This is a genomic window from Ferranicluibacter rubi (assembly GCF_011603255.1).
GTDB lineage: Bacteria > Pseudomonadota > Alphaproteobacteria > Rhizobiales > Rhizobiaceae > Ferranicluibacter > Ferranicluibacter rubi.
On sequence record NZ_JAANCM010000009.1, the window covers coordinates 169748 to 182284 of the forward strand.

The 12537-nt window shown below is 58.5% G+C and carries 10 protein-coding genes; 4 read left to right on the forward strand and 6 right to left on the reverse strand.

All coding sequences use genetic code 11. The features are described 5' to 3' along the window. The first annotated feature begins 386 nt into the window (after nt 1–386). Nucleotides 387–1016 (forward strand): invasion associated locus B family protein, encoded by a 630-nt coding sequence (locus G8E10_RS17510; protein ID WP_092933764.1) that lies wholly within the window; start codon nt 387–389, stop codon nt 1014–1016. A gap of 87 nt (nt 1017–1103) precedes the next feature. On the opposite strand, the gene hspQ is transcribed toward G8E10_RS17510, so the two are convergent. From hspQ to G8E10_RS17525, 3 genes are all read right to left on the reverse strand, one after another. Further along, a complete protein-coding gene (hspQ, locus tag G8E10_RS17515; protein WP_062474500.1) occupies nt 1104–1433 on the reverse strand; it encodes a heat shock protein HspQ in 330 nt (109 codons plus the stop codon). Between the two features lie 196 nt (nt 1434–1629). Continuing rightward, a complete protein-coding gene (glnA, locus tag G8E10_RS17520) occupies nt 1630–3039 on the reverse strand; it encodes a type I glutamate--ammonia ligase (protein ID WP_092983739.1) in 1410 nt (469 codons plus the stop codon). Between the two features lie 58 nt (nt 3040–3097). Continuing rightward, nucleotides 3098–3436 (reverse strand): P-II family nitrogen regulator, encoded by a 339-nt coding sequence (locus tag G8E10_RS17525; RefSeq protein WP_092933760.1) that lies wholly within the window; start codon nt 3434–3436, stop codon nt 3098–3100. A gap of 367 nt (nt 3437–3803) precedes the next feature. Between G8E10_RS17525 and G8E10_RS17530 the strand changes: the two genes are divergently transcribed. Beyond that, nucleotides 3804–5309: an NAD(P)H-hydrate dehydratase gene (locus tag G8E10_RS17530; RefSeq protein WP_281517635.1), complete on the forward strand. Its 1506-nt coding sequence runs from the start codon at nt 3804–3806 to the stop codon at nt 5307–5309. Between the two features lie 163 nt (nt 5310–5472). Here the strand turns inward: G8E10_RS17530 and G8E10_RS17535 are convergent, their stop codons facing one another. Beyond that, nucleotides 5473–6270, reverse strand: a complete 798-nt coding sequence (locus tag G8E10_RS17535) for a DUF72 domain-containing protein (protein ID WP_167130092.1) — start codon at nt 6268–6270, stop codon at nt 5473–5475. Nucleotides 6271–6308: 38 nt separating this feature from the next. Further along, nucleotides 6309–9230 carry an excinuclease ABC subunit UvrA gene (gene uvrA, locus G8E10_RS17540; protein ID WP_167130093.1) on the reverse strand — a complete coding sequence of 974 codons (2922 nt, stop codon included), beginning with the start codon at nt 9228–9230 and terminating at the stop codon, nt 6309–6311. Nucleotides 9231–9513: 283 nt separating this feature from the next. Here uvrA and G8E10_RS17545 point away from each other — a divergent pair, with 283 nt between their 5' ends. Next, nucleotides 9514–10053, forward strand: a complete 540-nt coding sequence (locus G8E10_RS17545; RefSeq protein ID WP_110734541.1) for a single-stranded DNA-binding protein — start codon at nt 9514–9516, stop codon at nt 10051–10053. A gap of 274 nt (nt 10054–10327) precedes the next feature. Next, nucleotides 10328–11044: a transcriptional repressor LexA gene (gene lexA, locus G8E10_RS17550; protein ID WP_167130094.1), complete on the forward strand. Its 717-nt coding sequence runs from the start codon at nt 10328–10330 to the stop codon at nt 11042–11044. 1031 nt (nt 11045–12075) lie between these two features. Here the strand turns inward: lexA and G8E10_RS17555 are convergent. Continuing rightward, complete coding sequence (locus tag G8E10_RS17555) at nt 12076–12408, reverse strand: hypothetical protein (protein WP_110798905.1); 333 nt, start codon at nt 12406–12408, stop codon at nt 12076–12078. Nucleotides 12409–12537 lie beyond the last annotated feature (129 nt).

Here is a 12537-nt window from a genome sequence, read left to right on the forward strand (position 1 = left end):
ATTCCTGTCGACCCTATCATGTCGAGCCGATTTTTGAACCTTGCCGTCCGCAAAATGGCGGTCGCATGATGTTGCCGTCGTGAAATGTCATGCCTGAAGCCGCTATTTTCAGTCGGCATGACTGGATTAGGCAGGCGTGACGCTGTAGGAGAGGGAACCGCCACTTGACGGGTCATGTAAATGCCTCAATTGACCAACAGAGGAGCGGGAGGCCGAGCACTCGACATTGGGATGAGCGGATTGCTTGGGTGGTTCTCGGGATCGTACATGGTCCTGTGCAGAACGATCGCAACCGATCCTGTAGTGAACGTGATGTTGCGCGTCTCTTTCAAGGAGCGCTGCACCCGAGCCGCAGAAACGATGGAATTCAGGAGACGGATATCGTTATGACCTTCAAGCCCACACTTACCAAGAAAGTCGCCATTTCGGCTTTCGCCGGCGCCGTAGCGGCCGCTGCAATGCCGTCGGCCTCTTTCGCGCAGCAGGCATCCCAGCGCCCGCCGCAGGGCTGGTTCAAAGTCTGCACCAAGCAGGAAGACAACGACGTCTGCATCGTGCAGAACCTGCTTTCCGCCAATAACGGCCAGCTCATCACCGCGGCCGGCCTCATCAGCGTTCAGGGCAAGGTCAACCGGAAGATCCTTCAGGTCTCCGTTCCCTCCGCGCGCCTGCTGCCGCCCGGCGTCCAGGTCCAGATCGACGGCGGCAAGCCGATCAAGCTCGACTACGCCATCTGCATGCCCGACAAGTGCGTGGCCGAAGCGCCTCTGTCGGACGCCGTCATCGCCAGCCTGAAGAAGGGCAGCGAAGTGGTCTTCACGTCGATCAACTTCCAGCGCGCACCGAACCCCATCAAGATGTCTCTCGAAGGCTTCACCGGCGTTTTCGATGGTGAGCCGATCGAGCAGTCGAAGCTTCAGGAACGCCAGCGCCTGCTGCAGGAAGAAATGCAGAAGAAGGCGGAAGACGCCCGCAAGAAGCTTGAAGAAGCTCAGAAGGCTGCCAAGCAGAACTGATCAGGGCGATCGCCCAAGAGAAAGCCCGGATCTCGTGATCCGGGCTTTTTGCATTTCAGATCCAGGCACGACGGACATGCCGGCTGATCAGTGCGTGACGACGGCCTTCGGCTTGTACTGGCCGATGGTCTCCGGATCGAAGAACGTCTCGACCTGGGAGTGGCGAACCGGTGTTCCCGTCTCGTCGGACATCAGGTTCTGCTCGGAGACATAGGCGACATATTCGCTCTCGTCGTTTTCTGCCAGAAGGTGGTAGAAGGGCTGATCGCGATCGGGCCGGACTTCGGCCGGAATGGCATTCCACCACTCTTCCGTGTTCGCATACTCCGCATCGACATCGAAGATCACGCCGCGGAACGGGAAGAGCCGGTGGCGAACCACTTGTCCGATCTGGAACTTTGCATCTCTCTGTTTCATCATGACCGTATTCCTTTCCTTCAATATGTGGGAGGAAACGGCGCGAGATCAAGGGACGGACGGAGACCGCGCAGGGGTTATGCCCTGAAAAACACATTGCCTTCTCAGGAGGCAATGCTCTTCACAATGATGAACGTTGGGCAATGAAAAAGGCCGGCGCTGGTGGCGCCGGCCTTTTTCTTTTCTTCGCGGCAGCTCAGGCCGAATAGTACATGTCGAACTCGACCGGATGCGGCGTCATGTCGTAGCGCATGACTTCGGCCATCTTCAGCTCGATATAGGCATCGATCTGGTCGTCGTCGAACACGCCGCCAGCGGTCAGGAACTTGCGGTCTCGATCGAGATTTTCGAGCGCTTCCCGCAGCGAACCGCAAACCGTCGGAATCTTCTTCAACTCCTTGGCGGGCAGGTCGTAGAGGTCCTTGTCCATCGCCTTGCCGGGATGGATCTTGTTACGGATACCATCGAGACCGGCCATCAGCATGGAGGCAAACGCCAGATAGGGGTTTGCCAGCGGATCGGGGAAACGGACTTCCACGCGCTTGGACTTGGCACCCGAGCCGAACGGGATGCGGCAGGACGCCGAACGGTTACGGGCGGAATAGGCCAGCAGAACCGGCGCCTCGTAGCCCGGGACCAGACGCTTGTAGGAGTTGGTCGTCGGGTTGGTGAAGGCGTTGATCGCCTTGGCGTGGCGAATGATGCCGCCGATGTAGAACAGGCAATTTTCCGAAAGGCCTGCATATTCGTCGCCGGCGAAGGTCGGCTTGCCGTCCTTCCAGATCGACTGGTGCACGTGCATGCCCGAGCCGTTGTCGCCGAAGATCGGCTTCGGCATGAAGGTCGCCGTCTTGCCGTAGGCGTTGGCCACCTGATGCACGACGTATTTGTAGATCTGGATTTGGTCGGCGCTGCGCACCAGCGTGTCGAACTTGACGCCAAGTTCGTGCTGGGCGGCCGCCACTTCGTGGTGCTGCTTCTCGACCGTCACACCCATCTCGGAGAGGACTGTGAGCATTTCAGACCGCATGTCCTGGCAGCTGTCGATCGGCGGGACGGGGAAATAGCCCCCCTTGACGCGCGGACGGTGGCCGAGGTTGCCGGTGTCGTAAGCCGTGTCGTCGTTCGACGGCAGTTCCGACGAATCGAGCTTGAAGCCCGTGTTGTAAGGATCAGCCTTGTAGCGCACGTCGTCGAAGATGAAGAATTCCGGCTCGGGGCCGACGAAGACGGTGTCGCCGATTCCGGACGACTTCAGGTAGGCTTCCGCTTTCTTCGCCGTGCCGCGCGGGTCGCGATTGTAGGCTTCGCCCGAGATCGGGTCGAGAATGTCGCAGACCACGACCATTGTCGACTGTGCGAAGAACGGGTCCATATGCACCGTGGCCGCATCCGGCATCAGCACCATGTCGGACTCGTTGATCGCCTTCCAGCCGCCGATGGACGAGCCATCGAACATCACGCCATCGACGAACATGTCTTCATCGACGCAGGACACATCCATGGTCACGTGCTGAAGCTTGCCCTTGGGATCGGTGAACCGAAGATCAACGAACTTGACGTCGTTTTCCTTGATCTGTTTGAGGATGTCGCTCGCAGTCGTCATATCGGAGATGTCCTTCCCTGACGGTTATGGGCCGCCGCGCGAATGCGGCGGCATGAAATCAGATGGCGTCGACGCCGGTTTCGCCCGTGCGGATTCGGATGACCTCTTCCACATTCGACACGAAGATCTTGCCGTCACCGATCCGCCCGGTCTGGGCGGCGTTGCGTATCGCCTCGATGACCGCATCGGCGTTCTCGTCCGCGAGAACCACCTCGACCTTCACCTTCGGCAAAAAGTCCACGACGTATTCCGCGCCGCGGTATAGTTCGGTATGGCCCTTCTGCCGTCCGAAACCCTTGGCTTCCGTCACCGTAATGCCCTGGAGCCCGACTTCCTGAAGGGCCTCCTTCACTTCATCCAGCTTGAATGGCTTGATGATCGCTTCGACCTTTTTCATGAGAAAATGTCTCTCCGCTTCTCCCGTTGGAACAGGGGAATCCCCGCTCGCCCCACCATATGCATTTAGCATGCCATGTCTTCAAAATCTCAACGCATTTGCCCGGAGGATGCGTGGATCGGACGTTGTTCTCATCAATCCGATCCATCATTGCAGGAGAATGCCTATTTCTTGTGAAATGCGAGCGGTTTACGGCAATTTGATGCAATGCGGAAGGAATTTGGACAATTTTAGCATGATATTTGAGCGCCAAATATATGCAGATGCTCAGTTATTGGTCAATACGCATTCCCGTGAGACGCTTGATTTCTGACCTTGGCCTCTGCACTGTAAGACGAGGATCACGTATTTGCACGAGGGTGGCAAGATGGGCGTCGAGACAGATATGGCCGGCTGGATCCTGACGCCGGCGGCCATGGTGAAGGTGGATCGCGATGCCGCCGTTTCCGGCATCTCCTCCTTCGGGCTGATGCGCGCTGCGGGCCATGCCGTCGCAGCCTCGGCGCTGCGTCATTATCCCGAGGCGACCCGCTTCGTCTGCCTCTGTGGCCTCGGCAACAATGGCGGCGATGCGCTGATCGCTGCAGCGGCGCTTGCCGGTAGTGGAGCACGCGTTGCGGTCTACCTCATGGGCGATCCGGCGCGCTTCACGGGAGATGCCGCCCGCGCATTCGCGGCGGTCTCCATCCCCCACCAACCGCTCGACACCTATGTTCCCACGATCGGTGACGTCGTCATCGACGGTCTGTTCGGTGCCGGGCTTTCGCGCGCGGTTTCCAGCGATGTCGCGGCCCTGATGAGGACGGTCACGGATCTGACTCTGCCTGTCATCGCGATCGATCTGCCGTCGGGGGTCGACGGCAGATCCGGGCAGGTGCTTGGGGAAAGTTTTCAGGCGGCGCAGACGGTGACGTTCATGACGCGCAAGCCTGGGCATCTCCTGCTGCCGGGTCGGACCTTGTGCGGGGTGCTGCAGGTCATCAACATCGGTATTCCCGCCCGCATCGTGACGTCACACCGGGCATCTCTCGTCGAGAACACGGCCGCGCTCTGGCACAAGGCCGTTCAGGTGCTCGATCCTGCCGCCCATAAATACCGCCGCGGGCATCTCATCGTCTTTTCCGGCGCAGCGCCGAGCAGTGGCGCAGCCCGCATGAGTGCGACCGCCGGGCTTTCCGCCGGTGCCGGCCTGGTCACCATGGTGGCGCCGACGGAGGCCTTGCCAACCCTTGCCGCGCATCTGACAGCAATCATGCTGAGGCCGGTCGATACCGATGAGATGCTGTCTGACCTCGTCAAGGACACACGCCTGAACGCCTTCGTGCTCGGCCCCGGATTTGGCGCACCAGACCGTGCCCGGCGTTACGTTGCAGCCTTATCCGATCGCTCGCTGGTCCTCGACGCGGACGGCATCACGGCCTTTCGCGATGATCCGCAATTCCTGTTCGCTGCATTCCGCGGCCCGGTTCGCCTCGTCCTGACGCCGCATGATGGAGAATTTTCCCGGCTCTTTCCGGATCTCGCCGCGGACACTGCCCTTTCCAAGATCGACCGCGCGACCATAGCGGCCGAGCGGAGCAATGCGGTCATTATCCTCAAGGGCTCGGACACCGTCATCTCGGAACCGAACGGGCGTGTCGCGATCAACGCCAATGCCCCGCCATGGCTTGCGACGGCCGGCTCCGGCGATGTGCTTGCGGGAATCGTCGGTGCCCATCTCGCGCAGGGCATGCCACCCTTCGAGGCAGCGACGAGCGCCGTCTGGCGCCACGGAGTGGCGGGGAATAAGGCCGGAGAGGGTATGACGGCCGAAAATCTGCTGCGTGCCATCCGGCCGTTGCCGCGAATGCCTTCGAGTCTAGCGCGTCCATGATGATGCGCCGAGGATAGGCGCGCACTTCACACATGCCTGTATCGTGGGCCCTGCAGACGGCCACATCTCATAAACATTATAACTCTAGCAAATCCGTGACTTCCAAGATCATCTTAACGTAATAGATGATAGTTAGATCAATATCTCCGTGGGTTTGCACTCGCTATTCGAACCGCTTCTGAAGCGCTATCGCGCCATTCGGGACATTGACCTTCCCCTCATGAATGAAAAAGGCGAAGACGTCGCGAGGCTGTTTCGGCAGCAGATCAGCCAGCAAGGGAAGCCCGTCAGCCACGCCTCCTGATCTCCAGGCATCGAGGTGTGCTTCCCACTCTGCCAAGCGCTTCTCGTCATAACAGGTTTCAACATCATCGCTGCCAGTCTGCAAACGGGCGTAGACGAAGTCGGCCGTCACGTCGGCGATCAGCGGATATTCGGCGTGATCCGCACAGACGATGGCAACGTTATGCCGACGGGCCATCTCGACGAACTCCGAGACCTGGAAGGAGCTGTGGCGAACCTCCACGGCATGGCGCAGCACCAAGCCATCCTGCGTTTCCGGAAGCAGGCTTAGAAACGCCTCGAAATCCACCGCATCGAATTTTTTCGTCGGCATGAACTGCCAGAGGATCGGTCCGAGCTTGGCACCCAACTCCGACAGCCCTTGGCTCAGAAACCGCGTGATCGACTCCCCGGCCTCCGCCAGCACCTTCTTATTCGTGGCATAACGGCTTGCCTTCAGCGTGAACACGAAATCGTCCGGAACCTCCGATGCCCATTTCGCGAATGTCTCTGGCTTCTGCGAGCCGTAATACGTCCCGTTCACTTCGATAACCTTCAGCGCCTTGCCGGCAAACTCGAGCTGCCGCTTCTTCGCAAGGCCCTCTGGGTAGAAGGTTCCCTCCCAAGGGTCGAACGTCCAGCCGCCGATGCCGACGCGAATCGTACCCGCCTTACCCATGCCGCCCGTTCCTTTCACTCGTTCTTCGCAAGCCCGCGTTATTCCGCAGCCACGGCCTTGCGGACCGGGCGGCGCTCAAGCAGTTCCTTCAGGAAGTGGCCAGTGTGCGAACGCTTCTCCCGGACAATCTGCTCCGGCGTCCCCTCGGCCACGACCTGACCGCCGCCATCCCCGCCTTCCGGACCAAAGTCGAGGATCCAGTCCGCCGTTTTGATGACCTCCAGATTGTGCTCGATCACGACGACGGAATTGCCCTGGTTGACGAGTTCGTGCAGTAATTCCAGCAGTTTCGCCACATCGTGGAAATGCAGGCCGGTGGTCGGCTCATCCAGAATATACAGCGTCCGTCCGGTCGATCGCTTGGAGAGTTCCTTGGCCAGCTTCACGCGTTGCGCTTCGCCGCCCGACAGGGTGTTCGCCTGCTGCCCGACCTTGATATAGCCGAGCCCGACCTCGTTGAGCGTCACCAGCTTGTCGCGCACGGCGGGGACCGCCGCGAAGAACTCGACGCCTTCCTCGACGGTCATGTCCAGCACGTCGGCGATCGACTTGCCCTTGAAGGTGACGTCAAGGGTTTCGCGATTGTAGCGTTTGCCGTGGCAAACGTCGCAGGTCACATAGACGTCCGGCAGGAAGTGCATCTCGATCTTGATGACGCCATCGCCCTGGCACGCCTCGCAACGCCCGCCCTTCACATTGAAGGAGAATCGCCCCGGCTGATAGCCGCGGGCCTTCGCCTCCGGCAGGCTGGAAAACCAGTCGCGGATGGGGGTGAACGCGCCGGTATAGGTGGCGGGGTTCGAGCGCGGCGTGCGGCCGATCGGCGACTGGTCGATGTCGATGACCTTGTCGATATGTTCGAATCCGTCGATCCGGTCGTGATCGGCCGGGATCTCGCGCGCGCCCATCACGCGACGGGCCGCCGCCTTGTAGAGCGTTTCGATGAGGAAGGTGGACTTGCCGCCGCCGGAAACGCCGGTGACCGCCGTAAAGACGCCGAGCGGAATAGACGCCGTGACGTTCTTCAGGTTGTTGCCGCGCGCGCCGACGACCGTCAGCTCCTTCTTTTTCTTCGGCTTCCGCCGCTCCGCCGGCACCAAGACCGAGAGATCGCCCGAAAGATACTTGCCGGTCAGAGACGTCGGATGATCGATGATCTCCTGCGGCGTGCCGGAGGCCACGACCTGTCCGCCATGGATGCCGGCCGCGGGACCGATATCGACGACATAATCCGCCGTAAGGATCGCGTCCTCGTCATGCTCTACCACGATAACCGTGTTGCCGATATCGCGCAGGTGCCGCAGCGTATCGAGCAGGCGGGCATTATCGCGCTGATGCAGTCCGATCGACGGCTCGTCCAGCACATAGAGCACGCCTGTCAGGCCGGAACCGATCTGCGAGGCGAGCCGGATGCGCTGGCTCTCGCCACCCGACAGCGTACCGGAATTTCGCGAGAGGCTGAGATAATCCAGCCCGACATCGTTCAGGAATCGCAGCCGATCACGGATCTCCTTCAGGATACGGACGGCGATCTCGTTTTGCTTGTCCGTCAGACGCGCAGGCAGATCCTCGAACCAGTCGCGTGCGACACGGATCGACATGTTCGTGACCTCGCCGATATGAAGGCGATCAATCTTGACCGCCAATGCTTCGGGCTTCAGCCGGAAGCCCTTGCAGGCGGGGCAGGGGGCCGCAGACATGTAGCGCTCGATTTCCTCACGCGCCCAAGCCGACTCGGTTTCCTTCCAGCGCCGCTCGAGGTTTGGAACGATGCCCTCGAATGTCTTCGTGGTGTTGTAGGAGCGCGCGCCGTCCGCATACTGGAAGACGATCTTGTCGTCCGTGCCGCGCAGGATCGCCTTCTTCGCAGCGTCAGAGAGTTCAGCCCAAGTGTTGCTCAGCTTGAACCCAAAGGTTTTGCCGAGCGCTTCCAGAGTTTGATTGTAATAGGGGGACGACGATTTGGCCCAAGGCGCGATCGCCCCGTTCTTCAGCGTCCGATCATGCTCCGGCACGATCAACGCCTCATCAATCTTCTGCTGGCTGCCGAGACCATCGCAGGTCGGGCAGGCCCCAAAGGGGTTGTTGAACGAAAACAGGCGGGGTTCGATCTCCGAAATCGTAAAGCCGGAGACGGGGCAGGCGAACTTTTCCGAAAACAGCACGCGCTCATGCGTCTCGTTCAGCGACTTGTTGGCCGAACCGCCGGCGGATGTCTCCTTCTCCGGTAGCGGCTTGTCAGCAAATTCCGCAATCGCCAAGCCATCCGCAAGCCGCAACGAGGTTTCCAGACTGTCCGCAAGCCTTGCCGCGATATCGCCTCGCACCACCAACCTATCGACGACCACGTCGATGTCATGCTTGTACTTCTTATCGAGCGCGGGAACATCGGCGATCTCGTAGAACTGACCGTCTACCTTTACACGCTGAAAGCCCTTCTTCATGAGCTCCGCGAGTTCCTTCTTGTACTCTCCTTTTCGCCCCCGGATCATCGGCGCGAGAATGTACAGGCGAGCACCTTCTTCCATCGCAAGAACCCGATCGACCATTTGGCTGACAGTCTGGCTTTCGATCGGCAGACCTGTCGCCGGCGAATAGGGCACGCCGACGCGCGCGAACAGAAGGCGCATATAGTCGTAGATCTCGGTGACCGTTCCCACGGTCGAGCGCGGATTCTTCGACGTCGTCTTCTGTTCGATGGAAATAGCAGGCGATAGGCCCTCGATCAGATCGACGTCGGGCTTCTGCATCATCTCAAGGAACTGACGCGCATAGGCCGAAAGGCTCTCGACATAGCGCCGCTGCCCTTCGGCATAGATGGTATCGAATGCCAGCGACGACTTTCCCGACCCGGACAACCCCGTCATCACGATCAGCTTGTTGCGCGGGAGGTCGAGATCGACGCCCTTCAGATTGTGCTCCCGCGCACCGCGGATCGAAATGGTCTTGAATTCGCTCATGGTCGGACGCTCTGCATGGGGACGAAGCCCTTACTTAAGATCATTACTTCATATGTCGAGGCGCGTTTTCGGGAAACCACTATTCCTTCGTCACAGTGATCCGGTCTGCGGCCCGTGACGGCCTCGCTTGACAGGATCATACCCAAGACATAGAACAAATAAAGAACAAATTTGCAAACTGTTGTGGATTGCTGGCGGCCGAGGGCGAAATGCCGCGCTCAACAGCGTAGGCTCGCGGCACGATGCGGATCGTTGAGCCGCTTTCAGGAGACAGGACAAAGAGATGGCTGGTAGCGTAAACAAGGTGATCCTCATCGGCAACGTCGGGGCGGACCCCGAGATTCGGCGGACGCAGGATGGCAAGCCGATCGCAAACCTGCGCATCGCGACCTCCGAAAGCTGGCGCGACCGAAACTCCGGTGAGCGGCGCGAGAAAACGGAGTGGCACACCGTCGTGGTCTTTAACGAAGGCCTGTGCAAGGTCGTAGAGCAATATGTGAAGAAGGGCGCCAAGCTCTATCTCGAGGGAGCGCTGCAGACCCGCAAGTGGCAGGACAAGGACGGAAACGACCGTTACTCCACGGAGGTGGTGCTTCAGGGCTTTAACTCGACGCTGACCATGCTCGACGGTCGCGATGGTGGAGGCAGCGGTGGCGGTGGCGGAAGCCGTGGCAGCTCGGAATATGGTGGCGGAAGCGGTGGGTCAAATTACGGCGACGATTACGATCGCCCGGCCCAGTCCTCGGGCGCCCGATCGGGCGGTAGCACCGGCGGATCAAGCGGCGGCTTCTCTCGCGACCTGGATGACGATATCCCGTTTTGATTCGCGCAAACCTGCTGCAGGTTGATGCATAAATTCGACGTCTCTTTTGCGCCGTCATGGGTAAGTTCATGGCGGCGTTGCTGTTGTGAAGCTGAGAGAGGCTGTGCGTTGACAACAAATCTCGTTTTTAAGGGAATGCAGAAAGCAACGCTTCGGACGAGCGCCCCTTGTTGATCATTCTGGATGTGGCTTAACCAGAATGCCACTTGCAGAACACATGAGGAACATATAACACTGTTCTTGCTTTGTTTCGTGATTCTGGAGTCGATTGATCATGCTGACCCGCAAGCAACAGGAACTGTTGATTTTCATTCATGAGCGCATGAAGGAATCGGGTATTCCCCCCTCATTCGACGAAATGAAGGATGCACTGGAGCTCGCGTCCAAATCCGGCATTCACCGGCTGATCACGGCTCTTGAGGAGCGCGGGTTCATCCGGCGCCTACCCAACCGGGCACGGGCGCTTGAGGTCATCAAGCTGCCGGAGGCGTATCTGGCCGCTGTCCCGCCGAAGCGCGGTTTTTCGCCGAGCGTGATTCAAGGAAGCCGGGGAAGCTCTGCACCTGAAAACGCGCCGAAGACGACGGCTGGGGTGGGCGACGATAATAGCGTGTCGGTTCCGGTGATGGGGCGCATCGCCGCAGGCGTTCCGATTTCCGCCATCCAGAACAATACCCACGATATCTCCGTTCCCGCCTTTATGATCGGCAATGGCGAGCACTACGCCTTGGAAGTCCGGGGCGACTCGATGATCGAAGCCGGTATTCTGGACGGTGATACCGTGATCATCCGCAATGCCAACAGTGCCAGCCCCGGCGAGATCGTCGTGGCTCTCGTGGATGACGAAGAAGCAACCCTCAAGCGCTTCCGCCGCAAGGGTGCCTCCGTTGCCCTCGAAGCAGCCAATCCAGCCTATGAGACACGAATTTTTGGCCCGGAACGCGTGAAGGTCCAAGGAAAGCTCGTCGGGTTGATTCGCCGTTATCAGTGAAGGGAAGGGCTTTGCTATTGTGAGGTTGATGAGATCTTGTCGTCATCAGGTTCCAGCACATTGAGCCTTTTCAGCATGCTTTTTGAGGTTTACGTTTTAGACGGTCCTAGTTGACTACTGTACCGGCGAGGACAGACGGAAATCGCAACCTTCACGTTCTGCAGAGATGCGATTTTGAGGGTCGAGCCATCCACCTCCTTGTCAGTCCGACCTTGAGTCGGAGCTTGGCTGTTTAACGTCTATGAGATGAGTAGACACTTTTGAGCGCACGGACGTCAGGTCGGCGGATGCCGCATCCAGTAGGGGATGACGAAGGGGTAGCCGCTGAAATCTCGTGGCGTGAGATGTAGGCAAGCGTCGTCAGCCGTTAAGTTACCGGTCGGCCAGAAATTTGCGCCATCTGTCGTTCTATTCGTAAAGCGATCAAGCGGAACACGTTCAGTTCTGAGGCCTGCTGCTTTAACGATACCTCCAAGTGAAAGTCTATGGAACCGCATGGGCAGGTCGGCGTTTACCGGGCGAACACAGCGGAGGTGAACATGCCCGGAACATCGAAAAGCTTTCGGGCTGTCTTCTTTGACCGCAATGAAGCTGACTTTGTGGGAAGCACGATGTTGTGAGTATACAGAACCCGGCGAAGTTCAGGATTTAGCAAACGACTTTTTGTAGCACACACAGAGACCATGGCGCTTTCCAGGCTGGGTGAAGAGGCAGTACGTAAAAGCAATCAAATCGCTGTCTAGCCGAATTACGATCGTGTTGGCGATTTCAGTTCATTTTTTTGGTTTTGCTCACAGCATCATTTACAAAAAAAACGCGCATTTTCATGCGCTAAGGGATTCATCATGAGAATGATCTTTGTCGGGATGCTTGCATCCGTCCTCAGTATACTTGTGATCAAATATGCAAACAATGATCTGGGGAACAGTGTCCCATTGACGACTGTCGGAGCAGCTAGCTCGCTATGATACCCGGGCATCTCGGCCAGCTGCTCCGATATATTTAGAGACTTTATCCGAAGATCAGGCTCATCATTCGTGGATCGTGTAAGATCCCATTTCGCACAAATTTTGCTTGTCTTCCGTCGTTGCGAGATCTGAACCCTCTTCGAATTCGAAACGCATGTCATAATTACAAACGTCTCGACCATCTGCAATCGTAAGCTCGATCGTCTCGCCGGGATTGAGGACCTGTTCGCCGAACACGTCTCCCTCCCAATCACTGACACCGACAGGTGACGTGTAGAAGCGCGTGAGAACGGATTTCGTGCCGTTCTTCAGTGTGAACACCAGATCCTCGGCCTGTGCTGCCCCGGACACAAAAATGGCGCTGATGATAATCGCGCCTGTCGTAATGATTTTCATTGTTCCCCCCGTAAATCTAATATGTCGCCAATGGGTTGACGATAAAGGGATATTACCGAGTCTCTTGTCGTATTCAACTGGATTGTGGACGTTTGATAAACAGACGAATGCGGTTTCAGACGCGCTGCA

Coding starts and splice junctions, on each gene's coding strand:
- G8E10_RS17510 (WP_092933764.1), top strand. CDS start 387: ATGACCTTCAAGCCCACACTTACCAAGAAAGTCGCCATTTCGGCTTTC.
- G8E10_RS17555 (WP_110798905.1), bottom strand. CDS start 12,408: ATGAAAATCATTACGACAGGCGCGATTATCATCAGCGCCATTTTTGTG.
- hspQ (WP_062474500.1), bottom strand. CDS start 1,433: ATGAAACAGAGAGATGCAAAGTTCCAGATCGGACAAGTGGTTCGCCAC.
- G8E10_RS17545 (WP_110734541.1), top strand. CDS start 9,514: ATGGCTGGTAGCGTAAACAAGGTGATCCTCATCGGCAACGTCGGGGCG.
- lexA (WP_167130094.1), top strand. CDS start 10,328: ATGCTGACCCGCAAGCAACAGGAACTGTTGATTTTCATTCATGAGCGC.
- uvrA (WP_167130093.1), bottom strand. CDS start 9,230: ATGAGCGAATTCAAGACCATTTCGATCCGCGGTGCGCGGGAGCACAAT.
- G8E10_RS17525 (WP_092933760.1), bottom strand. CDS start 3,436: ATGAAAAAGGTCGAAGCGATCATCAAGCCATTCAAGCTGGATGAAGTG.
- G8E10_RS17535 (WP_167130092.1), bottom strand. CDS start 6,270: ATGGGTAAGGCGGGTACGATTCGCGTCGGCATCGGCGGCTGGACGTTC.
- G8E10_RS17530 (WP_281517635.1), top strand. CDS start 3,804: ATGGGCGTCGAGACAGATATGGCCGGCTGGATCCTGACGCCGGCGGCC.
- glnA (WP_092983739.1), bottom strand. CDS start 3,039: ATGACGACTGCGAGCGACATCCTCAAACAGATCAAGGAAAACGACGTC.